The organism is Maribacter hydrothermalis, assembly GCF_001913155.1.
GTDB lineage: Bacteria > Bacteroidota > Bacteroidia > Flavobacteriales > Flavobacteriaceae > Maribacter > Maribacter hydrothermalis.
Genome location: NZ_CP018760.1, coordinates 550,070 through 574,567, shown reverse-complemented (window position 1 = coordinate 574,567; position 24,498 = coordinate 550,070). Strand labels below are relative to the sequence as shown.

The window sequence follows — 24,498 nt, the reverse complement described above, 5'->3', positions numbered from 1 at the left end:
CATGCAAAAATTAGCAAAATTTATTTATTTTAATATTCTTGGATGGAAACTTAAAGGCGAATTTCCTTCTCATTTAAATAAGTTTGTGGCTATAGTTGTACCTCATACAAGCTATTGGGATTTTTTGTTAGGCTTGTTGATACGCAAGGTTTGGAATGAAGAAATCAATTATATCGGTAAAAAGAGCCTATTTGATTCTCCTTTGGGCTGGTTTTTTCGATGGACTGGTGGAGCCCCTATTGATCGATCGAAAACAAATAATACTGTACAAGCTACGGCACAAATTTTTCATGAACGTGAAAAGTTTAGATTGTCGTTATCGCCAGAGGGAACTAGAAAAAAAGTAGAGAAATGGAAGACAGGATTCTATTTTATCGCTAAAACTGCTAATGTTCCCATAGTACTTGTGGCCTTTGATTATGGAAAGAAAGAAATTAAAGTTTCAGAACCTCTAATGCCGACAGATAATCAAGAAGCTGATTTTAAAAAATATCATTCTTTTTTTAAAGGAGTAGAAGGGAAATATAGATAGATTATTGTGTTTTATTCAATTGTTTTTAGATTACAAAACCTATAAATAATAGCTTGCGATACAGTCTTCTTGTACTCTTTGAAACATAGTTTAATAATTACTATCATACATAGTGGTTAATTAGTTTTTTGAACATTCATTCTACCTAAAATAGAGATAAATAAAAAATGGATTGAATTGGTTAAATACCGCATTTTAAAAATGCGGATCTTTTTATTTATGATATTTTCATTAGTTAATTAAATACCAGTCATTTTTAGAATTTACATTAGTATTTTTGAATTGATCTTCAAGTAGTCGTATTAAATTGATGTATTTTAACGATCTAAATGGATTATTATCGAAAATGTTAAAATATAACGGCAATGTTTTAACAATTGTGGTAATTAATCCTTTATCTTACAATTCCGCTAGATATAGTTCGTAAATACTTATCGGCGTTCCCCCATACAATAAGTTTACAATCGACCCCACGTCTATCAAGAATACCTTTGCATGCTTTGGTTTTAAATCAAAACCAATTGAGTATGGGGAAAAATTACATTTCTACACATATTTTTAGTTTTAACTTCTTTAAAAAACCCATTGATTTAAAATGGGAGATTTCATCTATGCAAAAACTTTGTTTGCAAGATGCGCTATATCTAATACACACTCCACAATTTCTAACACTAAATTATCAACCATGAAAACCAAACCAACCCTTTTTAAACCTTGTATTGCCATTTTGTTTCTATTATGTTTTAGTACCGTTTTTTCGCAACAAATACCAAAGAAACAATTACAAGGGATACAAATTATTCCACCTAGTATTCAAGCAAATACTAGAGCAAGCAGTCAATCGATTATAGAAAGTTTTAATCTTTCAAGCGGTAATAATTTTCAGCAGGTAGCTGTAAAAATAGATAAAGAAGGAATTGCACACGAAAAATTTCAGCAATACCATAATGGTATTAAAGTTGAATTCGGCCAAACTATTGTGCATTCAAAAGCTGGTGTAACACAGGCACTTTCAAACAGTGTTTTTGAAATTAATAATTTATCAATAGCCCCATCATTATCAGCATCAGCAGCTTTTAATAATGCCATTTCACATATAGGTGCGCAACAATATCTTTGGGATAATCCTTCAGAGGCCGCTATGGTAGATGGTTATAGAAAACCAAAAGGCGAATTGGTGATTTTACCTGCTATAAATGCGAGTTTAACATCACCAAAATTAGCGTACAAATTCGATATCTATGCTACTAATCCTATACAAAGGGCTGATGTTTATATAGATGCTAAAAATGGACAAGTACTTTTTGTGAACAATAAAATACATACGGCGGATACACCTGCTTCTGGTGCTAGTTTGTATAATGGGACTGTTAATTTTACAGCAGACTTAACTGGAGGAGATTACACCTTGCGTCAAGTAGCAGATGGTAATGGTATTGAAACCTATAATATGGATGGTGGAACGGACTATGCTTTAGCTACTGATTTTACTAGTAGTACAGATGTGTTTACAGGAAGTGAAATTGGCGTTCAAGCACATTTTGGCGCAGAACAAACCCATAAATATTTTATGCAAAAACATGGTAGAGATTCTTTTGATGATGCGGGTTCTGTATTAAGATCATATGTAAGCGCCAATTTAATTGGTATGGGGTATTTTAGTAATATAAATGCCTTTTGGGACGGTTCAAAAATGACGTATGGGGATGGAGATGGTGTCAATTTCGGGCCATTAGTGGCATTAGATATAGTAGGTCATGAAATTGCCCATGGAGTTACCGAATATACTGCAAGTTTAGTTTATCAGAATGAATCTGGAGCTTTGAACGAATCGTTTTCAGATATTTTTGGTGAATCCATTGAATTTTTTGCCCAAGGTACAAACGACTGGTTAATGGGTGATGCTATAGGTTTTGGCGGAAGTGGAGGGGCATTACGATCTATGAGCAATCCCAACTCTTATTCAGATCCAGACACGTATGGTGGAACGCATTGGATTAATACAATAAATTGTCAACCATTAAATAACAATGATCTTTGTGGAGTTCACATTAATTCTGGAGTTCAAAATTACTGGTTCTACTTATTAAGTGTTGGTGGTTCGGGAACTAATGACAACGGAGATGCTTATGGAGTGAACGCCATAGGTATGGATAAAGCAGGAACTATTGCCTACAATAATTTAGCAAACTATTTAACGTCTTTATCAGATTTTGAAGATGCAAGAATGGGATCAATTTTGGCTGCCATAGATTTATATGGGGCAGGTAGTGCAGAAGAAATAGCAGTGACCAATGCTTGGCATGCTGTAGGTGTAGGAGAACCGTTTGGAGTTGCTCCTACCCCTGCAGTTTGTGATACAGGTGATATTACAGTAGATATTACTTTTGATCAATATGGTGAAGAAACACAATGGCGTTTATTTGGACCAGAAGGGTATATAATAGATGGACGTAATTACTCTTCAGCTAATAGCTCCACCAATTTAATAGAAACTCTACAAGAACAATTTGATGTTAATGGGAGCCCAATTACGCCAATGCCTTTAGCGCCAGGTGAATACCGCTTTGTTATGTATGATACACCATATCAAGATGGTATGAACAGTGGTTATGGTGTAGGTTCTTATACTATAGCAAGTGCAGATCGTACAATTTTTACTGGCGGTACTTTCGGCTTTTACCAAACAACTAAGTTTTGTATTGAAGAAGCGCCAGTAGTAACATCAGAAACTGAAATAACAGTAAATGAGTTTAATAGAATTTTTGTTACCGATATAAATGGCGGAGACACTGATGATGCTTTTATTTTATCAACCATTGGCAACAATCTTAGAATTGTTAGTAATGGAACTATAGGTTCTTTAGAGCCAAATATTGTTCAGATAGATCCAAATACCGTAGAGATACCACTTGCTGATATTTCTAATAGTATCATTTTTGATGGACTTTTAGGGAATAATACAGTGCTACTTAGTGACGGTATAAGTATGCCTAACCAATCCATAGTTTTTGATAGTTTTGATGTTACAGCTGCTGCAAATGGTGCTATGGATTTTCTTTCATTAAATGGAATAAACAATGGGTCTTTAAATTTAAATGGCGCAACCATTGTTTCAAATATCCCAGTTAATTTTAGTAATGACAGTTCATTTTACGGGGAAGGTGAAATTATTGGTGGAGTTTGGTTGGTTTTACGTTCAGATATTAGCCCAGGTTTTAGTCCAGGTACGCTGGCTACAGGGGATTTGTTTTTACAAAGTAATAGCACCTTAATACAAGATAACAGTGTTTTTACCGCTGAAGTAAATGGTGCAACCGCTGGAACGGAACACGACCAAATCGTGGTAACTGGTACTGTTACTTTAAATGGTGTAAATCTAAATTTAATGGGAGGTTATGCTAATGCAGCTACTGATGAAATTATTTTAATAGACAATGATGGAGCAGATCCAATTTCAGGAACCTTCAATGGTTTAGATGAAGGAGCTGATGTCTCATTTGGTGCTTTTACTGGAACAATAAGTTATGTTGGCGGTGATGGGAATGATGTCGTGTTATTAGGTATTCAAACTTGCACATTAGCCATCACCGATCAACCACAAGATGTAACAATATGTGAAGATGAGACTACCTTGGAATTTTCTGTAGTAGCATCGGGTACAGGTGTTTTAAGCTATAACTGGCAAGCTTTGGGTAATGGATTAACGGAATGGACTGCAGTGGCGGAACAAGACGGTACCGCAACTTTAACATTAACAGCACCCGCTCAACCAGAATCAAGCGGCCTTCAATACCGTGTTGTAATTACAGATGATCAGGGAACAGTTGACATAGCAGATGATTGTAATTTAATTAGTAATGCTGCCATATTAACCGTTAACCCTAAACCAGAACCCGTAATTTTAGGACCAACGAGTTATATAGAAGGTACTACAGGCGTTACATTAGATGCCGGAGCAGGTTACACCAATTACCTATGGTCCACAGGAGAAACTACGCAGACCATTACAGTTTTAGAAGGGGATTACACAGTTGAAGTTACTGATATAAATGGATGTGTAGGGATTTCTGAAATCTTCACAGTTACTAAGATAGCTTCAGATTTGGTAATAACGGAAATAATGTACAATCCTAGTGGAACAGATGGGGTATGGGAATGGATAGAGGTGTATAATAAAGGAACCCAACCTATCAATTTGTCAGGGTATGTATTGGATGACAATCAAGGTACGGCTTTAGTGATTGCTAATATTAATTCAGGTAGTATCGCGCCCCAAGAATCAGCAGTTTTATTTGATGCAACCTTGACTGAAGCTCAATTTGAAGAAGCATGGGGAGACGTAAACCTGATAGCAGTATTAGACTTTCCTTCATTAGGAAATAATGGAGGGGATTCCATTGGTATATGGAATAGTTTTTCTAGTTATAACGGTGATAACCAAACACAACTTAATACAGTAGAAAAAGTTGACTATTCAAATGAACTCCCTTGGCCTACCGATGATGGCTTTGCTTCCATTTTTCTAACGGATTTAACTGCGGATAACAAGTTAGCCGAAAACTGGGAATTAAGTGTAGTAGGTTTGGTAACCCCTTTAAATACAGGGTATTTGAGTATAGGAGTACATGGAAATTCTGGAACCGATATTGGATCACCCGGAATACCTAATGCCATAGATGTGCAAGCACCTATAGTTAGCTGCCCAGCTCCAATAACGGTATCGAATGAGTTAGGTCTGTGTGAAGCAAGCTTCCCAATTATACCGGCTTCAGCAACCGATAACGTAACATTACCAGCGAATATGATTATAGATTTTGTGCGAAGTGATGGAGCTTTATTAACCTTAACAGATCCTTTTCAAGTAGGAGAAACCATCATTACATGGACGGCGACAGATGAGGCAGGAAATACTTCAGAAAGTTGTGAACAGATTATTACGGTAAATGACGATGAAGGCCCAACTGCGGTAGTCCAAGATGTTATTCTTGAATTAGATGCACTAGGGGAAGTGACACCTAACGTTTTTGCTACAGGAGCAGTAGTAAGTAGGGATGATAATTGCGGTGTAGAGGGGTCAGTAGGCGTATCAGGACCGGAAACGTACACCTGTGCAAATCTTGGTGTTAATCCTGTAACAATTTTCATTAGGGATATTAATGGCAACGAAACACCTTATGATATAACCTATACAATCATAGATCCCCTAGGTGTCTGTGCAGATGTAACTCCACCAGTAATAACTTGCCCGGCAGATGTTACTTTAGCTTTCGGAGGGTCAACGGATCCATCAACTACTGGAACAGCTACAGCAACGGATGCAGATGGGATTGCAGCAATAGTATTCTCCGATGTCTTGGTAGGCCAAGTAATCAATAGAACCTGGACGGCAACAGACACTAATGGAAACAGTGCAACTTGTATTCAGTTGATTACCATAGAGCCAGAACTTGATACCACTCCGCCAATAGCGGTCTGCCAGAACTTTACCTTGGTACTTAGCGAACTTGGATCAGGAAGTATTTTAGCTACAGATATTGACAATGGATCTTCGGATAATGAGGCAATAGCTTCCTTATCTGTAACACCAGCTAGCTTCAATGAGTCAAATATTGGTGAAAACCAAGTAACATTAACAGTTACAGATACATCAGGAAATAGTGCTAGTTGTACGGCCACGGTAACCGTTGTAGCGGCACCAGATACGACTAATCCGGAAGCTGTTTGCCAAGACTTCATTTTGGTACTTGATGCTTCTGGGCTTGGAACAATAACCGCTGCAGATGTGGATGGCGGTTCTACCGATAATATTGGAATAGTATCCTTAACGGTATCACCAAGTAGTTTTAATGAAACAAATATTGGAGTAAATCAAGTGACATTAACAGTAACAGATGCGGCAGGAAACACTGATGAATGTACAGCAACAGTAAATGTGGAGGCAGCACCAATTGTTACTTGTCGTAATAATCTAGCAAACGAGGACACTGGTATAGTATTGCCACCTGGTAGTTTAATAGGAGGAGTGGACAGTGCTGTAGGAACTTCAACGGATACAAATGGTAGTCCTTGTGCACTTGTTGTGGAAAATGTGGATGCGAACCAACGATGGGGAAGGTACAAGATATCATTAAACCTATCGGCACATGGGATATCTGCAGGGGACGAGCTATACATTAGTATTGATGGAAAGAGTCTAACGGGCCAGGCAAGGGTAGAGATCAATCGTAACGATACGCCCAACACCGCTCTTGGTTTCAACAATTTTGGCACAAGTTGGAGCAGGTATGAAAACACATTTACGGTGCCTACCGGACTAACTACGATTGACTTATGGTTTTTTAGCAACTATGCTCAAAGTACACCGGGTAAAACGGTATATGACAACCTTATCGTTAGGAATCTAAGCGATACGGGCGGTAACCTAGTTCCAATTGCGAACGCAGGTACAGATGTCACAATTGAAGATACGGACTTGAGCGGCAATGAGACAGTTACCTTGAACGGTAGCAATAGCGTTGATTTAGACGGTACGATAGTTTCATATGATTGGACGGAGAACGGAACTGGAATCGGTACCGGAACAACACCAACTATAGTATTTTCGGTTGGGGTGCATAATATCATTTTAACGGTTACAGATGATCAAGGTGCAACTGCAATGGATTCGGTACGTATAACGATTACAGAGCCTAATACGGTAGCCTGTTCGGATGATCTAAATAACGAGGATTCTGGTATAATATTACCATCCGGTAGTTTAGTTGGTGGTATTGATGCTGTCACAGGAACTTCAACGGATACAAATGGCAGTCCTTGCGCACTTGTTGTAGAAAATGTGGATGCGAACCAACGATGGGGAAGGTACAAGATATCATTAAACCTATCGGCACATGGGATATCTGCAGGGGACGAGCTATACATTAGTATTGATGGCAAAAGTCTAACGGGCCAGGCAAGGGTAGAGATCAATCGTAACGATACGCCCAACACCGCTCTTGGTTTCAACAATTTTGGCACAAGTTGGAGCAGGTATGAAAACACATTTACGGTGCCTACCGGACTAACTACGATTGACTTATGGTTTTTTAGCAACTATGCTCAAAGTACACCGGGTAAAACGGTATATGACAACCTTATCGTTAGGAATCTAAGCGATACGGGCGGTAACCTAGTTCCAATTGCGAACGCAGGTACAGATGTCACAATTGAAGATACGGACTTGAGCGGCAATGAGACAGTTACCTTGAACGGTAGCAATAGCGTTGATTTAGACGGTACGATAGTTTCATATGATTGGACGGAGAACGGAACTGGAATCGGTACCGGAACAACACCAACTATAGTATTTTCGGTTGGGGTGCATAATATCATTTTAACGGTTACAGATGATCAAGGTGCAACTGCAATGGATTCGGTACGTATAACGATTACAGAGCCTAATACGGTAGCCTGTTCGGATGATCTAAATAACGAGGATTCTGGTATAATATTACCATCCGGTAGTTTAGTTGGTGGTATTGATGCTGTCACAGGAACTTCAACGGATACAAATGGTAGTCTTTGTGCACTTGTTGTAGAAAATGTGGATGCGAACCAACCATGGGGAAGGTACAAGATATCATTAAACCTATCGGAACACGGGATATCAGCTGGGGATGTAATATTCTTTGGTGTTGACGGAAAGAGCCTAACAGGAATTGCACATGTAGAGGTTACAAGGAATGATACTCCTAATACTGCACTTGCATACACAACTTTTGGAAACAGTTGGAGCAGTTATGAGACTACATTTACAATACCTTCAGGACTAACAACGATAGACTTGTGGTTCTTTAGTAACTATACGCAACAGACAGCAGGAAAGGCGATTTATGATAACTTAACGGTTATTAATATGAGTACTACAGGAACAGCAAGAAGCACGCAAAAGACAAAACCATTAAATGATTTAACGATATATCCAAATCCAGCGAACATAGAAACTACCTTAAGTTTCAAGCAACCGACAACGGTAGGTACAATACAAGTGTTCGATGTAACGGGTAGGTTGGTACAAACCATTAAGGGAGGTTTAATAGACCAAAAAGGAACTCCTGTAAATGTTCAGGAAATGCCACAAGGCGTGTATTTTGTAAAAACAATAGATGCTACCGGAGTTGAGTTTCAACAACAGATGTTAATAGAACGGCAATAGCCAAAATAGTATTAACTTATAATAATAAAGGAGGCCAAAACGGTCTCCTTTATTAGGTTGAATGCTTTAGGTTATATAATTATTAATGTGCGGTTTTTGAGATTTTTTTAACGCAAATTTTATAAGTCGGAGAATTTTTTTAAAAATAATTTTATTAGTTAAAAGGCTATTCGTCGATTATTTTAGTGCTTTATCGATAAATGGTAATTAAAACATACTGTGTTTAAATTGAGTATTATTTTTCTTACAACGACCAAATAAATTTAAAAAATGACCAGCCAAATTAAAGTATTTAGTAGTGTACTATTTTTTATTTTATGCTTTTCGAATGTTAGTGCTCAGCAATGCGAAAATAGTATCTCTAATGAGCATCCTTTAATTAATTTACCCTCTGGAACACTAGTGGGTGGTGTCGACAATGTAATTGGGACAAATACGGATACAAATGGAAGCCCGTGCGCTCTGGTAGTAGGGAATGTGGATGTAGGTCAACCCTGGGGCAGATATCGTATTTCTATAAATTTAATAGATAATGATATTACTGCAGGTGATGAAATATTTATAAGTATAGATGGAAAGAGCTTAACAGGAATTGCACGATTTGAGGCGAATCGAAACAATACACCTAACGCGGCGTTAGCAAGACATACATTTGGTAATGAATGGAGCAGGTATGAATCTACATTCGTAGTGCCCGAAGGCCTTTCTACGATAGACCTATGGTTTTTTAGTAATTATACTCAACAAACCGCAGGTAATGCGGTTTATGACAATCTAATGGTACGTAAGGTAAATGAGGAGGTGTTGGATTTCAGCAATGCATTTGTTACTACATGGAAAACAGATAACCCAGGTGTTTCTGCAAATAATCAAATTACCATACCAACTTCTAGTGTAGGTAGTTATGACTATAGTGTTGATTGGGGAGATGGTATAATAGAATCGGGCTTTACTGGCGATGCAACCCATACCTATTCAAATGCGGGTACGTATACTGTTTCTATAATAGGAGATTTTCCAAACATATATTTTAATGGAGTAGGCGATAAGGATAAGATTCTTACAGTAGTAAAATGGGGTAATATAGTATGGGGAAGTAGTTTTGATTCCATCTTTAATGGGTGTACAAATCTTGATGTTATTGCTACAGATATTCCTAATACTGCTAACGTATTTTCTTATACCGCTATGTTTCAAGATTGTAAATCCTTGATAGGAAACTATTCTTTCAATAATTGGGATGTAGGTAATTCTCTTGGAATGGCATACATGTTTGCAGGGGCCGAACTATTCAATCAAGATATCAGTAATTGGATTTTAGGAACAACCATGAATATGGACGGTATGTTTGAAGGAGCAACTTCTTTTAATCAACCTCTAAATTTTCAAGGTATGGAAAGAACTCCGACTATGGTGAATATGTTGAAAGGAGCAACGTCTTTTGATCAAGACCTAAGTCTAATGCCGCGGCACGGTAGTGATATGACAGGGATGTTGGTAAATAGCGGCATGTCTAACGAAAATTATGACAAGACCTTGATTGGTTGGGCCACTAAATCAATTGACCCCAATGTAGTACTAGACGCTCCTGATAACCAATACTGTATCAGTGAAGAGGCTCGTCATACCTTAATTAATGAATATGGCTGGACAATTAATGATGGGGGTAAGAATTGTGAAACCACTTGCCCTAATGATCTACCCAATGAAGATGCATCTATAGTTTTACTTTCTGGCACAACAGTAGGTGGCGTAGATAGTACTATAGGTACTTCCGCTGATACGAATTTTAGTGATTGTGCATTAGTAGTATCTAACAATGATTCAGGGCAGCCATGGGGCAGATATCGTATTTCTATAAATTTAATAGATAATGATATTACCGCAGGTGATGAAATATTTATAAGTATAGATGGAAAGAGCTTAACAGGAATTGCGCGATTTGAGGCGAACCGAAACAATACGCCTAACGCGGCGTTAGCAAGACATACATTTGGTAATGAATGGAGCAGGTATGAATCTACATTCGTAGTGCCTGAAGGCCTTTCTACGATAGACCTATGGTTTTTTAGTAATTATACTCAACAAACCGCAGGTAATGCGGTTTATGACAATCTAGTGGTACGTAAGGTAAATGATGAGGTGTTGGATTTCAGCAATGCGTTTGTTACGACATGGAAAACAGATAACCCAGGCGTTTCTGCAAATAATCAAATTACGATACCAACTTTTCCGGGAGAAGTAATTGGTATAAATGGGTCTACTGACTATAGTTATAATTATGATGTAGATTGGGGTGATGGTAATATTGATTTAGGTGTATCAGGTGATGCAACGCATACATATGATGTACCAGGAACGTATACTGTTTCTATAATTGGAGAATTTCCGCAAATTTATTTTAATGCATCAGGTGATAAGGATAAAATACTGTCGGTTGCACAATGGGGTAATATACAATTAGTAAATATGACTTCCGCCTTCGAAGGGTGTTCCAATTTAGATGTTGTAGCACTTGATATACCATCAAGAGCGATTGATTATAAAGCTATGTTTAAGGATTGTAAATCATTAGTTGGTAATTCTAAGTTCAATGACTGGGATATGCATGATGCTTTTGGTGTTGCCTATATGTTCGCCGGGGCTGAACTATTTAATCAAGATATTAGTAATTGGTCATTTGGAACATTATTTAATATGAACGGTATGTTTGAGGGGGCAACATCTTTTAATCAACCTGTAAGTTGGGCTTATTCAGAAAGAACTCCAACAATGATTAATATGTTCAAAGATGCAACGTCTTTTGATCAAGACCTAAGTTTAATGCCTCGCCATGGAAGTGATATGACAGGGATGTTGGTAAATAGCGGTATGTCTAACGAAAATTACGACAAGACCTTGATTGGTTGGGGCTCTAGACCCAAAGAAAGCGATGTAGTGTTCGATGCTCCTGATAACCAATACTGTCTCAGTGAAGAGGCTCGTCAAACATTGATTGATGATTATGGTTGGACTATTAATGATGCAGGTAAAAGTTGTTTAGCAGATTTTAGCAATGCATTTGTTACTACATGGAAAACAGATAACCCAGGCGTTTCTGGAAATAATCAAATTACCATACCAACTTCTAGTGTAGGTAGTTATGACTATAGTGTTGATTGGGGAGATGGTATAATAGAATCGGGCTTTACTGGCGATGCAACGCATACCTATTCAAATGCCGGTACGTATACTGTTTCTATAATAGGAGATTTTCCAGGTATTCATTTTAACGACACGGGAGATAAGGAAAAATTACGACAGGTAATAAAATGGGGAGATAATACTTGGTCTAGATTTGATGGGGCTTTTAAAGGTTGTACCAACTTAGATGTGGTGGCAACTGATATACCAGATTTAAGCAATGTTTCTTCCTTCACAGAGATGTTTAGTGGATGCAGCAATTTAATTGGAAACAATTCTTTTAATTCATGGAACGTATCTAGCGCAACAACAATGTTGGGAATGTTTCATGGGGCAACAAAATTTAATCAGCCTTTAGGTAATTGGAACGTTTCTAATGTATTGGAAACAATAGGGATGTTTATGGAGAGTGGTTTTAATCAAGATGTTTCTTCTTGGAACGTTTCTAAAGTAGAACGAATGAATTCGATGTTTAGGGGAGCTATTGTTTTTAATCAATCACTAGGGGAGTGGTCATTGAATAGTATAACTAACATGGATGGAATGTTAGATGATACTGACCTTTCTATTGAAAATTATGATGCAACCTTAATTGGGTGGAAAAACGGAGCACCAATAAATGGAATAACCTTAGGGGCTATAAATCTTACCTATTGTACTTCAGAGCAAGCACGTCAAGAGCTTATAGCTATAAATGGTTGGACCATTAATGATGCAGGTAAAAGTTGTTCAACTATAGCCTGTACAAATGATTTGGCAAACGAAGACTCATTCATGGTATTACCCTCCGGTACATTGGTCGGCGGTGTCGACAGTGCAATTGGTACAAATTCGGATACAAATGGTAGTCCTTGTGCACTTGTTGTAGAAAATGTGGATGCGAACCAACCATGGGGTAGATATAAGATTTCGTTGAACTTATCGGCTCAGGGTATTTCTGCCGGCGATGAGTTGTATATAAGTGTAGATGGTAAAAGTTTATCTGGTCAGGCCAGGTTTGAAATCAATCGAAACGACACCCCTAACGCTACGCTGGCCAGAAACACTTTTGGTAGCGATTGGTCTAAATTTGAAAGCACATTCGTCATACCAAGCGGACTAACAACGATAGACCTGTGGTTCTTTAGTAACTATACGCAACAGACAGCAGGAAAGGCGATTTATGATAACTTAACGGTTATTAATATGAGCACTGCGGCAACAGCAAGAAGTATTCAAGAAACTAAACCATTAAATGATTTAACGATATATCCAAATCCAGCGAACATAGAAACTACCTTAAGTTTCAAGCAACCTACAACGGTAGGTACCATACAAGTGTTCGATGTAACGGGTAGGTTGGTACAAACCATTAAGGGTGGTTCAATAGACCAAAAAGGTACACCCGTAAATGTTCAGGAAATGCCACAAGGCGTGTATTTTGTAAAAACAATAGACGTCTCAGGAGTTGAGTTTCAACAACAGATGTTGATTCAGCGGCAATAGCAATTATAGTATTAATGCATATAAAAAAAGGAGACCAATTTGGTCTCCTTTTTTTTCATACTTTAATTAATATTTATTCTTCCATAGAATGATACACGTTCTGTACATCGTCATCTTCTTCTAATTTTTCAAGAAGTTTTTCGACATCAACAGCTTCTTCTTCTGTAAGTGCTTTTGTTACTTGAGGTATTCGCTCAAAACCTGATGATAGAATTTCTATTTCGCGATTTTCCAATTCTTTTTGTAGCGCACCGAAACTTTCGAAAGGGCCGTAGATTAAAATTCCGTCTTCATCAACGAACACTTCTTCGGCACCAAAATCAATTAATTCTAATTCTAGTTCTTCTGGGTCCAAACCCGCTGCAGGAATCCTAAAATTGCATGTATGGTCGAACATAAATTCAACGGAACCTGATGTTCCTAAGTTACCGTTGCATTTATTAAAATAACTTCGAACATTAGCAACTGTACGGGTATTGTTGTCCGTTGCAGTTTCTACCAGTATTGCGATTCCGTGCGAGGCATATCCTTCAAAAAGCACTTCTTTGTAATCACCCAAAGATTTATCGCTAGCCCTTTTTATAGCCCGCTCTACATTATCTTTAGGCATATTTACGGCCTTGGCATTTTGAATTACCGCTCTAAGTCTAGAATTGGCATCTGGATCTGGTCCGCCTTCTTTCACGGCCATCACAATATCTTTGCCTATACGAGTAAAGGCTTTGGACATTGCTGACCATCTTTTCATTTTACGTGCTTTTCTAAACTCAAAAGCTCTTCCCATGGTAAATTATTTTAAACAAATGTACAAAAACGGTCAATGTTCAGAAATCATTATATAAATTTCATGAATCCGATTTTTAATTATTAGTATTGGTTATTAAAATTCACTTTCTATAATATCTTCTATAGTTCTAGCTAGAACAAAATCTTTTTCAGTAACACCGTTAGCGTCGTGAGTATTTAAACGAATATTCAAGGTGTTGTAAACGTTGCTCCAGTCTGGGTGATGACTTTGTGCCTCACACTCAAAAGCAATTCGTGTCATAACAGAAAAAGCTTCTTTAAAATCTTTGAATTCAAATGTGGTTTCGATAGCACCGTCTACATATTCCCATCCATCTAGTTGGCCTAAGTAATCTGCTATTTGTTCGTCCGTAAATTTTTCTACCTCTTTCATAATTTAATTAATTTAAAACATGATGTTCTATAATATCTTGAATTGTAAATTGTAAATTTTTAGGCAATTTATTAGTTTTAGGTAATACTGCCAAATACCTATCTTCATTGGTCGTATAAACCCTTTTTATAATAGGGTTAAAGTTCCCGACACGTTCTAAAATTTCTTTGATAAAATCTTCGTGATGCGTTAAATCATTGCTTCCTAAATGAAAAATTCCTGTTTTGTTTCTATTAATAAGATAGTGTATTTGCTGGGTTAACTTATCATCATTAGTAACATTTAATATCAAATTAGGAAATACTTCTACTGGTTCATTTTCTATGATAGCTTTTTTCATATCCTTTACCCTTGGGGAGTTGTTTCCAAAAATCATTGGCACTCTTAGGATAGCCATTTTATCTTTTGGTAATCTAAGCAGCATATTTTCAATTTTGATTTTTAGTCGGCCATATATACTTTCAGATAATGTTTTGTCCATTTCATAAGATGGAAATTTACTATAAGCATCAAAAACATTAGCAGAGGATATAAAGTATATTTTACAGTCTTTTTTTAAAACGTATTCAGCGATATGATTATGAGCAATAACCAGAGCGGCAAAATTCCCCCGTAATGCAGAAACAATTACTTGTGGCTTAACTTCTTCTAAAACTTCAACGATATCGTCTTCCTCAAGATTGTACTGTATAAATTGCTTATTTGAGGAGAATGAATTTGCAGCATGGCAATAGGTGCCATACGTGTCAAAATAATTACAAAGCTCTTTGTAAATAGCATTACCTATGAATCCGCTTCCGCCAAGAATCAATATTTTTTTAGTGTTTAATTTCAAAAAATAGAAAGTTCTGTTTCTGTGGTTAATTTTTCTAGGGCAAGCATTCCTAATTTAGAATTGCCTTTAGGGTTAAGTCCTGGTGACCATGTAGCCACACAGAATTTATTTGGTAGCAAGGCAACGATACCGCCACCAACTCCACTTTTACCTGGTAGTCCTACTTCAAAAGCAAATTCACCGGCTTCATCATAAAATCCGCAGGTAAGCATTAAAGCATTTATGCGTTTTACTTGTGGTATAGTTAGGAATGTGTTATTTCTAATGCATTTGCCATGATTCATAAACATGAAAAAAGTACTGGTCAATTGAGCGCAACACATACTAAGCGAACATTGATGAAAGTAAAAATCCAATACCACATCTACATCATTGTTTAAATTTCCATATGATTTTAAGAGGTTTGCAGCAGCAAAATTTCGAAAACCCGTTCGTTTTTCTGACTTTGCTACATCTAAATCAAATACTATGGTATGGTCATTAGCAATGTTTTGAACAAATGATAAAAATTCTTCTTTTGGGTTTTCTAATTGAGAAACTAAAATATCCGCGATGACAATTGCACCAGGATTTATCAAAGGGTTTCGAGGAATTCCATTTTCCAATTCTAAAAGTGACAAATGATTAAACGGGTCACCAGACGGTTCAACATCTACACGTTTCCAAACTTCATCTCCAATTAGTCCTAATGCCATAGATAGACTTAAAACTTTAGAGATACTCTGTATAGAAAATGGTTTATTAGAACTACCTGCAGAATAACTTTGCTGTTTGCTATCTATGAGATGAATACCAAAGTTATTTACATCAACTTTTGCTAATTCTGGAATATAATCTGCAACCTTACCCCTGTCTTTTTCCTTTGATGCAGCTTCATTAATAGAGGTAAGAATTCGTTGAAAATCTATCATTTACTTTTTGTAAAAGGGTAATTTAACTACAGTTGCGGGTATAGCATTCTTTCTTATTTGAATATTGATTTTACTACCGATATCAGAAAATATTGAAGGAACATAACCTAAGCCAATACCTGTACCCATTGAAGGTGACATGGTACCTGAAGTTACAACACCTAATGTTTTTCCATTGCCATCAACAATATCATAACCATGTCTTGGTATTCCACGTTCATCTAATTCAAATGCTACCAATTTACGTTCTGGTCCGTGTTGTTTTTCTTTTTCTAAAGCTTCGGAGTTTACAAACTCTTTAGTGAATTTTGTAACCCAACCTAAACCAGCTTCAAAAGGGGAGGTGTTATCGTCAATATCATTACCGTAAAGACAATATCCCATTTCTAAACGTAAAGTGTCTCTAGCAGCTAAACCTATTGGTTTTATGCCAAAATCTGCTCCCGATTCAAAAACCTTGTCCCAAATTTGTTTTACCTCTTCATTTTTGCAGTAAATTTCAAATCCGCCTGATCCGGTATATCCTGTTGCAGAAATAATCACGTTTTCAATGCCTGCAAAATCGGCTACTTCAAAATGATAAAATTTAATAGCTGCTAAATTTACAGAAGTTAACGTTTGCATAGCTTCAACAGCCTTTGGTCCTTGTATTGCTAAAAGCGAATAACCGTCGGAAATATTTCGCATATCTGCTTTGAAATCTTTATTATAAGCTGAAATATGGTTCCAGTCTTTTTCAATATTAGAGGCGTTTACCACCAATAAATATTGTTCATCTTTTATTTTATAAATAATAAGATCGTCTACAATACCTCCGGTTTCATTAGGTAAGCAACTGTATTGAGCTCTACCGATGGTCAATTTTGATGCATCGTTAGAAGATACCTTTTGAATCAAGGCTAACGCATTTGGGCCAGAAATTAAAAACTCGCCCATGTGAGATACATCAAATACTCCAACAGCATTACGAACTGTTTCATGTTCGGCATTTACACCTTCGTAAGAAACGGGCATATTGTAACCTGCAAATGGTACCATTTTGGCACCAAGAGATTCGTGGGTTGTGGTAAGCGCAGTATTTTTCATCTTATACAATTTATTAGCGATACAAATTTATCGAAAATAAATAGAAGCAAAAGTGGCTAAACCTTGAATTGGGAAAATATTCTAGCCTTATAGTTAAAGCTTAAGATTTTAAAAGAAAATCTTTGAGTCCGTCATAGGTTGAAATCTTAATGGATTTCTTGGTTTTACCCATTACTTTTTCAATTTGCGCTGGAATTTCTAATTTTTCATTCAGGGTACCTTCTACGATATCCAAGAATTTTACCGGGTGGGCGGTTTCTAAGAAAATACCATAAGTATCAGGGTGTTGTTCTTGATATTTCTTTAAGCCCAAGTAGCCAACAGCACCATGAGGATCAGCAATATATCCGTTGATATTGTAAATTTCCTTTAAGGCTTCTTTAGTCTCATCATCTGTAAAAGGATAAGAAGATAGATTTTTTTTAAGGTCTTCGAAATCGTCTTGAAACAAATGTCTTATTCTTATAAAGTTACTTGGGTCACCAACATCCATAGCATTAGAAATGGTAGCTGTTGATGGTTTAGGGGTATATTCTTTTGTAAGCATAAACTGCGGTACAGTATCGTTTACGTTAGTAGAAGCTATAAAGTGCTTTACAGGCATGCCTAATCGCTGAGCAACTAATCCTGCGCAAATATTACCGAAATTACCTGAAGGAACAGAGAATACAATCTCTTTACCTTTTGATTTTGCTTGTTTGTAAGCAAACAAGAAGTAAAATAACTGTGGCAACCACCGAGCAACATTAATAGAATTCGCTGAAGTCAATTTCATATAATCTAGAAGCTCTTTATCTAAAAAGGCATTCTTTACCATGCCCTGGCAATCATCAAAAGTTCCATCTACTTCTAAAGCTGTAATGTTTTTTCCTAAGGTGGTAAGTTGTCGTTCTTGAATATCGCTCACTTTTCTGCTAGGGTAAAGTATAACTACGTTCACACCTGCAACACCTAAGAAGCCATTAGCAACGGCACCACCAGTGTCACCGGAAGTAGCTACCAGTACGGTAACTTCATTTTTGGTAGACCTAGAAAAATAGCCTAAACAATGTGCCATAAAACGAGCGCCAACATCTTTAAAAGCCATTGTAGGACCATGAAAAAGCTCTAATGTGCCAATGTTGTCGGTAATTTCAGCTACTGGAAAATCAAAATCTAATACCTCTTTTAAAATATCTTTCAATACGTCGTCGGGAACCACTTTTGTAACGAATTGACGAATTGCGGTAAATGCGATTTCTTCGTTTGAAAGTGTTTCAATTTTATCGAAAAAAGAACTAAGTAAAGGAGTAATTTCTTCTGGAAAATATAATCCCTTGTCTGGTGCAATGCCATTAATAACGGCAGTGTCAAAAGAAACTTTAGGAGCTGTGTTATTTAAACTATAGAATTTCAAGATGTAATTTTTTAACTGTTCATACAAAGGCGTTTAACCTATAAAAGCTTAACACCCTCCATATTTATTTTAGAGACATGAATTTCATAATCAATGCCGATTTTGTCGTAAACGGTTTTCATGGCATCGCCAACCTTAATAGCCGTTTCTTCCCATTTGCTAAATGCAAAAATTGATGGTCCAGACCCCGAAATTCCAGACCCCAAGGCACCTGCTTCTAAAGACACTTTTTTAACTTCGTCAAATCCAGGAATTAAAATGGAACGAATAGGTTCTACAATGTGGTCTTCAAGAGAACGGCCTATTAAATCATAATCTTGTTTGAATAAGCCTGCAACTAAGCCACCTACATTACCCCATTGTTTAATTCCGGTTTCCATAGAAATAGTAGTTTTTAGAATCTTTCTGGAATCTGATGTTTTTATTTCTATCTGCGGATGAATTATGGTTACATATAATTCTGACGGAGCAGGAATATCAATAATGTCTAACGGACTGTAGCTACGCACCAACGTGAAACCACCAAATAGGGCAGGGGCAACATTATCTGCATGAGCAACGTCACTAGCTAAACGTTCGCCTTCCATGGCGAATTTTACCAGTTCGGTTTTACTGAAGGGGTTACCCAATAAATGGTTCATTGCCCAAACAGCACCTGCAGAACTAGCAGCGCTACTACCAATGCCACTACCAGGTTTTATTCTTTTATCAATTTCAATCTCGAATCCGCCATCATAATCAGATGCCAATAAAAATGCATTACCTGCAACACCGGCAACATTATTCAAGGTCTCTTTAGGTAAATCTTGTCCTGTGAGTTTGGTAATTTTTATGCCCTTCTGCGGTACTTTTCTAACTATCATTTCATCGCCGACAGAATCTAAGGCAACTCCAAGAACATCAAATCCGCATGAAACGTTTGCAACCGTTGCAGGGCAAAAAACTTTAATTTCGTTTTGGCTCATAATGAATACTGTTGTTATGAAATTTAGAAATTACCAATTCGTATAATATCTGCAAATATGCCAGACGCTGTTACCGCTGCACCAGCTCCGGCACCTTTAATAATCATTGGTTGGTTAGGATATCTTTCTGTGTAAAAAAGAACTATGTTATCGCTACCTTCTAAGTTGTAGAAATCATGCCCTTTTGGTATTTCTTGTAAACCAACACTTGCTTTCCCATCATCAAACTGAGCAACATATTTCAATTTGCTATCAGATTTTTTTGCACTTGTATATAAAGACTGAAAATGCGCTTCGTTTTGTACTAAAGAAGCAAAGAATTCATCATTGTTTGCTGTATTTAAACTTTCTTCAGGCAAGAATGGATTGTTGGTAATATCACTAATTTCCAATTGATTTCCACTCTCACGAGCCAAGATTAGAATTTTGCGCATTACGTCAACACCACTTAAATCAATTTTTGGATCAGGTTCCGTATATCCCTCCTCCTGAGCTTGTTTTACCACATCATGAAAGGTAGTTTGATCATTAAAGTTATTAAAAACAAAGTTTAGGCTTCCAGAAAGAACAGCTTGAATTTTCAAGATTTTATCTCCAGATGCAATTAGATGTTTTAAAGTATCTATAATAGGTAAACCGGCACCAACATTAGTTTCGAATAAGAAAGGAGCGTTATAGGTTCTTGCCAATGATTTTAAATGAGAATAATTCTCAAAGGCAGAAGAACAGGCTATTTTATTACAAGTAACAACAGAAATACTATTACCTAAATATTCGCTGTATGTATTAGAAACCTCTTCACTAGCTGTGTTATCTACAAAAATACTATTTCTAAAATTCAAACTATTTACTAGCTCTAAGAATTTTACTTTATCGGCTTTTTGCCCTACGGCAAGTTTTGTAGACCAATCGTTTAAATCAATCCCTTTTTCATCAAAAAGCATGGTTCTGGAGTTGGACATTCCTATTACTCGTATGTTCAATTTTAAATTCTCTTTCAAGAATTTACGTTGCTCTTTAATTTGCTCTAGAAATTTTGCACCAACATTTCCAACACCCATAACAAACAGGTTCAGTTGCTTAATGTTTTCTTCAAAAAACTCTTCATGCAATGCATTCAGTGCTTTTTTGACATCATTTTCATTTATGACACAAGAAATATTTCTTTCAGAAGCACCTTGGGCAATCACTCTAATATTGACATTATTCTTTCCAAGGGTACTGAACATTTTACCGCTCAAACCTTGGTGGCTTTTCATATTGTCACCTACAAGGGCAACAATAGCTAAATCTTTTTCAGGGATTACTTGTTTAATACGACCTCTTTCAATTTCATATTCAAAAGCTTCGTTTACAATTGAAACGGCTTTATCAACGTCATTAGCAGAAATACCAACACAAATAGAATGCTCAGAAGAAGCTTGAGTAATTAGCACTACACTAATATCTGCCTGAGAAAGAACTTCGAAAAAGCGTTTTGAAATTCCCGGTATACCTACCATACCTGGTCCCTCTAAAGAAAGTAATGCAATATTGCCAATATGGCTAATTCCACGAACGGTCTTCCCTTTTTCGTTTTTAGATTTGGTAATTAAAGTTCCTTCCTCATCCGGACTAAAAGTATTCTTAATGACAATAGATATTCCTTTTGATAATACCGGCTGAATAGTTGGTGGATAAAGTACTTTCGCGCCAAAATGAGACAGTTCCATAGCTTCTTCATACGAAATATGTGGTATGGCTTTTGCCTGTTTAACCATTTTAGGATTAGCGGTGTACATACCACTAACATCGGTCCAGATTTCTAAAATATTAGCATCAATTGCAGCTGCATATATTGCAGCGGTATAATCAGAACCGCCTCTACCGAGCGTAGTTGACACCCCTTCTTCAGAAGTAGCGATAAAACCTGGACAAACAATTACTTTCTTTTTTGAAGCCTTAAAATAGGCTGAACAGTTAGCATTAGTTTTAGTAAAATTCACCACATTCTTGCCATTAAGCTTTTGTGTGATAATCAGCTCTCTACTATCTTTGAATTCAGCGTCTAATTTTTCACTTATCAAATATTCACTAATAATATAAGAAGAAAGAAGCTCGCCGTAGCTTACTATTTTGTCCGATAATTTTGGAGTAATTTCTCCAATAAAAAAAGCGCCTTCTAAAAGAGTTTCAAGAATATTGAACTCACTCTTTACTTTGCTAAGAACCTTACTTTGCCCTATAACAGGTATTAATTCTTTGATGGTGGAAAGATGTCTTTCTTCTAATGTGCTTAGAATTTTTTTGTAAGATTGATCTTGAGCAGAAGCTAATGACCCAGCTTCTAATAATAAATCCGTTACACCTCCCAAAGCTGAAACAACCAGAATTATTGGGTCGTTGTATTTAGAGATTATATTTTTAATTTTAATGATATTTTCAGGTTTGGCTACAGATGAGCCTCCGAATTTTAGAACTTTCATGTTGTGAAATATTGACTTTGTAATTTAAGATATGGTGTAATTAAACACAGGTACGGAGAAATATAGTTTTTAACCCCAAAGGGTAAAACATGCCGTAGCTGTACCATAAGTAATAGTAGCTGAAGTGAAATTGAATGTTATGTCTGTTTTGTAGCAGTCCATAAATACTAATGGTTGAATATCAAATGTAGTACATTTGATAGCCTAAACAAATGATTCCACAATTTTTTGCGGATTCGTTACTTTTTAGATATAAAAAAAATAAAGAATGAAATTATATAGTACAAAACAAATTTATAAAGCAGATCAGATTTCAATAAAGAAAGAAGAAATTGTAAGTAACGAATTAATGGAGCGTGCTGCATTACAATTGTTTAATTGGATTCACCTACGTATGCAAGGGGCACCAGTTAAGATTCATTTATTCTGTGGAATTGGAAATAATGGTGGAGATGGTATAGCTTTAGCTCGTCATCTTTTGGACCATGGGTATAATATTGCAGTCTATGTAGTTAATTATAGTGAAAAACGTTCTAAAGATTTTTTAATAAATCTAGATAGGTTAAAAGACCGAAAAGTTTGGCCAAATTTCATGGATTCAGACGATGAACTTCCTGAAATAAACAAAGATGATATCATAGTCGATGGTATTTTTGGTATAGGTTTAAATAGAACACCTGATACTTGGGTGACAAAAGTTATTCAACATTTAAATGCTTCTCAAGCTTTTATTTTATCAATAGATATACCATCGGGTTTGTTTGCTGAAAGAGGAACTGAAGATTTGAATTCGGTTATAAGGTCTAATTTTGTACTTAGTTTTCAGACGCCTAAATTGGCTTTCTTTCTACCGGAATCAGGTAGGTTTATTGAACAATGGGAGGTATTAGATATAGGTTTAGATCCTGATTATTTAATGAAAACAGAAACTGATTATGAGTTAATTGGGAAGAATGAGGTTCTAATGTTATATAGGCCAAGAGAAAAATATGCACATAAAGGAACTTATGGTCATTCTTTAATTATTGGCGGTAGTTATGGTAAAATAGGAGCTGTTTGCTTAACCGCAAAGGCAGCGCTTAAAGTAGGAAGTGGTTTAGTAACTGCGTTTGTGCCAAAAATAGGGTATACTATTTTGCAAACTGCATTGCCGGAAATTATGGTATTGACTGATTCTGAAAATGAGGTTTTGACTTCCATGCAATTTGAATTAGTCCCAAATGTAATAGGTATTGGTATAGGTATGGGAACAAGTGAAAAGACGATAACTGCGTTTACTAAATTTTTAAGTAGTAATAAACAGCCACTAGTAATAGATGCTGATGCACTTAATATTATATCCAATAACAAAGGTTTATTAGAGCAAATTCCTGAAGAATCAATTTTAACTCCGCATCCTAAAGAGTTAGAGCGGTTAATAGGAAAATGGGAAGACGATTTTGAAAAGCTAGCCAAGGTTAAAAAGTTTTCTAAAAAGTATAAATGTATTGTGGTTATAAAAGGAGCACATACCATAGTTATAAAAAATGAAAAAGGGTATGTTAACACCACGGGTAATCCTGGTATGGCAACAGCAGGAAGTGGAGACGTTTTAACCGGAGTTATAACTGGTTTAAAGGCTCAAGGATACACACCTTTGCATGCGGCAATTTTTGGAGTTTATTTGCATGGCAAAGCTGGAGATATTGCTGTTGAAAAAACTGGTTTCCAGTCATTAATAGCGTCAGATCTTATTGAAAACTTAGGTGCTTCTTTTTTAGATTTATTTAAAATTCCTGAGCAGCCGATAGTTAAGCAGGATAATCAGTAATCTTTATAGTAAATATTTAACGTGTGGAAAAACAGGTTATTAAGAGTTAACTCTTCGTTTTACCCATTTTAAAGCATTATCAAATTCTATAAAAAATTTCATTGGTTTTTTGTAGAACAGTTTTTCAATTTTAAAGTTGTGCATGTCTATCTCTTTAACTGATACAATTGCAAAAGCCTTAAGATTGTCAAGTTGTTTTAAATAGTTGTATATCGTAGGGTCGATGGCAAAAGAATGTTTTCGTAGGCTTATAAAACCAAAATTTTTATCTCTAAAATGAATTTCAGATATACCAATAATTTGATATGCTCTTTCTAGAGTTAAGGTAGCACCTTCGTCAAAGATGGATACCATGTAATTCTCGTATACTTGAATTTTTCCTACTTCTAATTCGTACTCTCGTACAATCACTTTCTTTTTGGAGGATCCAATTTTCATTCTTCTCGTATTAAT

General features: G+C 36.3%; 13 protein-coding genes. 4 read left to right on the top strand and 9 right to left on the bottom strand.

The genetic code is table 11. The features are described 5' to 3' along the window. The first annotated feature begins 1 nt into the window (after nucleotide 1). From BTR34_RS02520 to BTR34_RS02510, 3 genes are all read left to right on the top strand, one after another. A complete protein-coding gene (locus BTR34_RS02520; RefSeq protein WP_068484240.1) occupies nucleotides 2-532 on the top strand; it encodes a 1-acyl-sn-glycerol-3-phosphate acyltransferase in 531 nt (176 codons plus the stop codon). A 685-nt stretch (nucleotides 533-1,217) separates the two neighbouring features. After that, nucleotides 1,218-8,729 (top strand): M4 family metallopeptidase, encoded by a 7,512-nt coding sequence (locus tag BTR34_RS02515; RefSeq protein ID WP_198037231.1) that lies wholly within the window; start codon nucleotides 1,218-1,220, stop codon nucleotides 8,727-8,729. A 270-nt stretch (nucleotides 8,730-8,999) separates the two neighbouring features. Then, nucleotides 9,000-13,397, top strand: a complete 4,398-nt coding sequence (locus BTR34_RS02510) for a BspA family leucine-rich repeat surface protein (RefSeq protein ID WP_074472087.1) — start codon at nucleotides 9,000-9,002, stop codon at nucleotides 13,395-13,397. Between the two features lie 73 nt (nucleotides 13,398-13,470). On the opposite strand, the gene BTR34_RS02505 is transcribed toward BTR34_RS02510, so the two are convergent. The 8 genes from BTR34_RS02505 to thrA form a co-directional block, all read right to left on the bottom strand. Continuing rightward, nucleotides 13,471-14,181, bottom strand: a complete 711-nt coding sequence (locus BTR34_RS02505; RefSeq protein ID WP_068486583.1) for a YebC/PmpR family DNA-binding transcriptional regulator — start codon at nucleotides 14,179-14,181, stop codon at nucleotides 13,471-13,473. 96 nt (nucleotides 14,182-14,277) lie between these two features. Beyond that, nucleotides 14,278-14,577 carry a 4a-hydroxytetrahydrobiopterin dehydratase gene (locus tag BTR34_RS02500; RefSeq protein WP_068486585.1) on the bottom strand — a complete coding sequence of 100 codons (300 nt, stop codon included), beginning with the start codon at nucleotides 14,575-14,577 and terminating at the stop codon, nucleotides 14,278-14,280. A gap of 7 nt (nucleotides 14,578-14,584) precedes the next feature. Then, complete coding sequence (locus BTR34_RS02495) at nucleotides 14,585-15,412, bottom strand: sugar nucleotide-binding protein (RefSeq protein ID WP_068486587.1); 828 nt, start codon at nucleotides 15,410-15,412, stop codon at nucleotides 14,585-14,587. Next, nucleotides 15,409-16,323: a glutaminase gene (locus BTR34_RS02490; RefSeq protein ID WP_068486588.1), complete on the bottom strand. Its 915-nt coding sequence runs from the start codon at nucleotides 16,321-16,323 to the stop codon at nucleotides 15,409-15,411. The genes BTR34_RS02495 and BTR34_RS02490 overlap by 4 nt, the downstream gene beginning before the upstream one ends. Then, nucleotides 16,324-17,409, bottom strand: a complete 1,086-nt coding sequence (gene gcvT, locus BTR34_RS02485) for a glycine cleavage system aminomethyltransferase GcvT (RefSeq protein WP_068486590.1) — start codon at nucleotides 17,407-17,409, stop codon at nucleotides 16,324-16,326. It lies immediately after the preceding gene. A 100-nt stretch (nucleotides 17,410-17,509) separates the two neighbouring features. Beyond that, the gene (gene thrC / locus BTR34_RS02480) at nucleotides 17,510-18,805 is read right to left on the bottom strand and encodes a threonine synthase (RefSeq protein ID WP_068486592.1); all 1,296 of its coding nucleotides are present in this window, start codon (nucleotides 18,803-18,805) and stop codon (nucleotides 17,510-17,512) included. Between the two features lie 38 nt (nucleotides 18,806-18,843). Next, nucleotides 18,844-19,770: a homoserine kinase gene (locus tag BTR34_RS02475; RefSeq protein WP_068486594.1), complete on the bottom strand. Its 927-nt coding sequence runs from the start codon at nucleotides 19,768-19,770 to the stop codon at nucleotides 18,844-18,846. Nucleotides 19,771-19,793: 23 nt separating this feature from the next. Next, nucleotides 19,794-22,235: a bifunctional aspartate kinase/homoserine dehydrogenase I gene (thrA, locus tag BTR34_RS02470; RefSeq protein WP_068486595.1), complete on the bottom strand. Its 2,442-nt coding sequence runs from the start codon at nucleotides 22,233-22,235 to the stop codon at nucleotides 19,794-19,796. A 268-nt stretch (nucleotides 22,236-22,503) separates the two neighbouring features. Here thrA and BTR34_RS02465 point away from each other — a divergent pair, with 268 nt between their 5' ends. Next, nucleotides 22,504-24,045 (top strand): bifunctional ADP-dependent NAD(P)H-hydrate dehydratase/NAD(P)H-hydrate epimerase, encoded by a 1,542-nt coding sequence (locus BTR34_RS02465; RefSeq protein WP_068486598.1) that lies wholly within the window; start codon nucleotides 22,504-22,506, stop codon nucleotides 24,043-24,045. A gap of 39 nt (nucleotides 24,046-24,084) precedes the next feature. On the opposite strand, the gene BTR34_RS02460 is transcribed toward BTR34_RS02465, so the two are convergent. After that, entirely contained in the window at nucleotides 24,085-24,483 is a 399-nt protein-coding gene (locus tag BTR34_RS02460; RefSeq protein WP_068486600.1) for a hypothetical protein, read from the bottom strand. Nucleotides 24,484-24,498 lie beyond the last annotated feature (15 nt).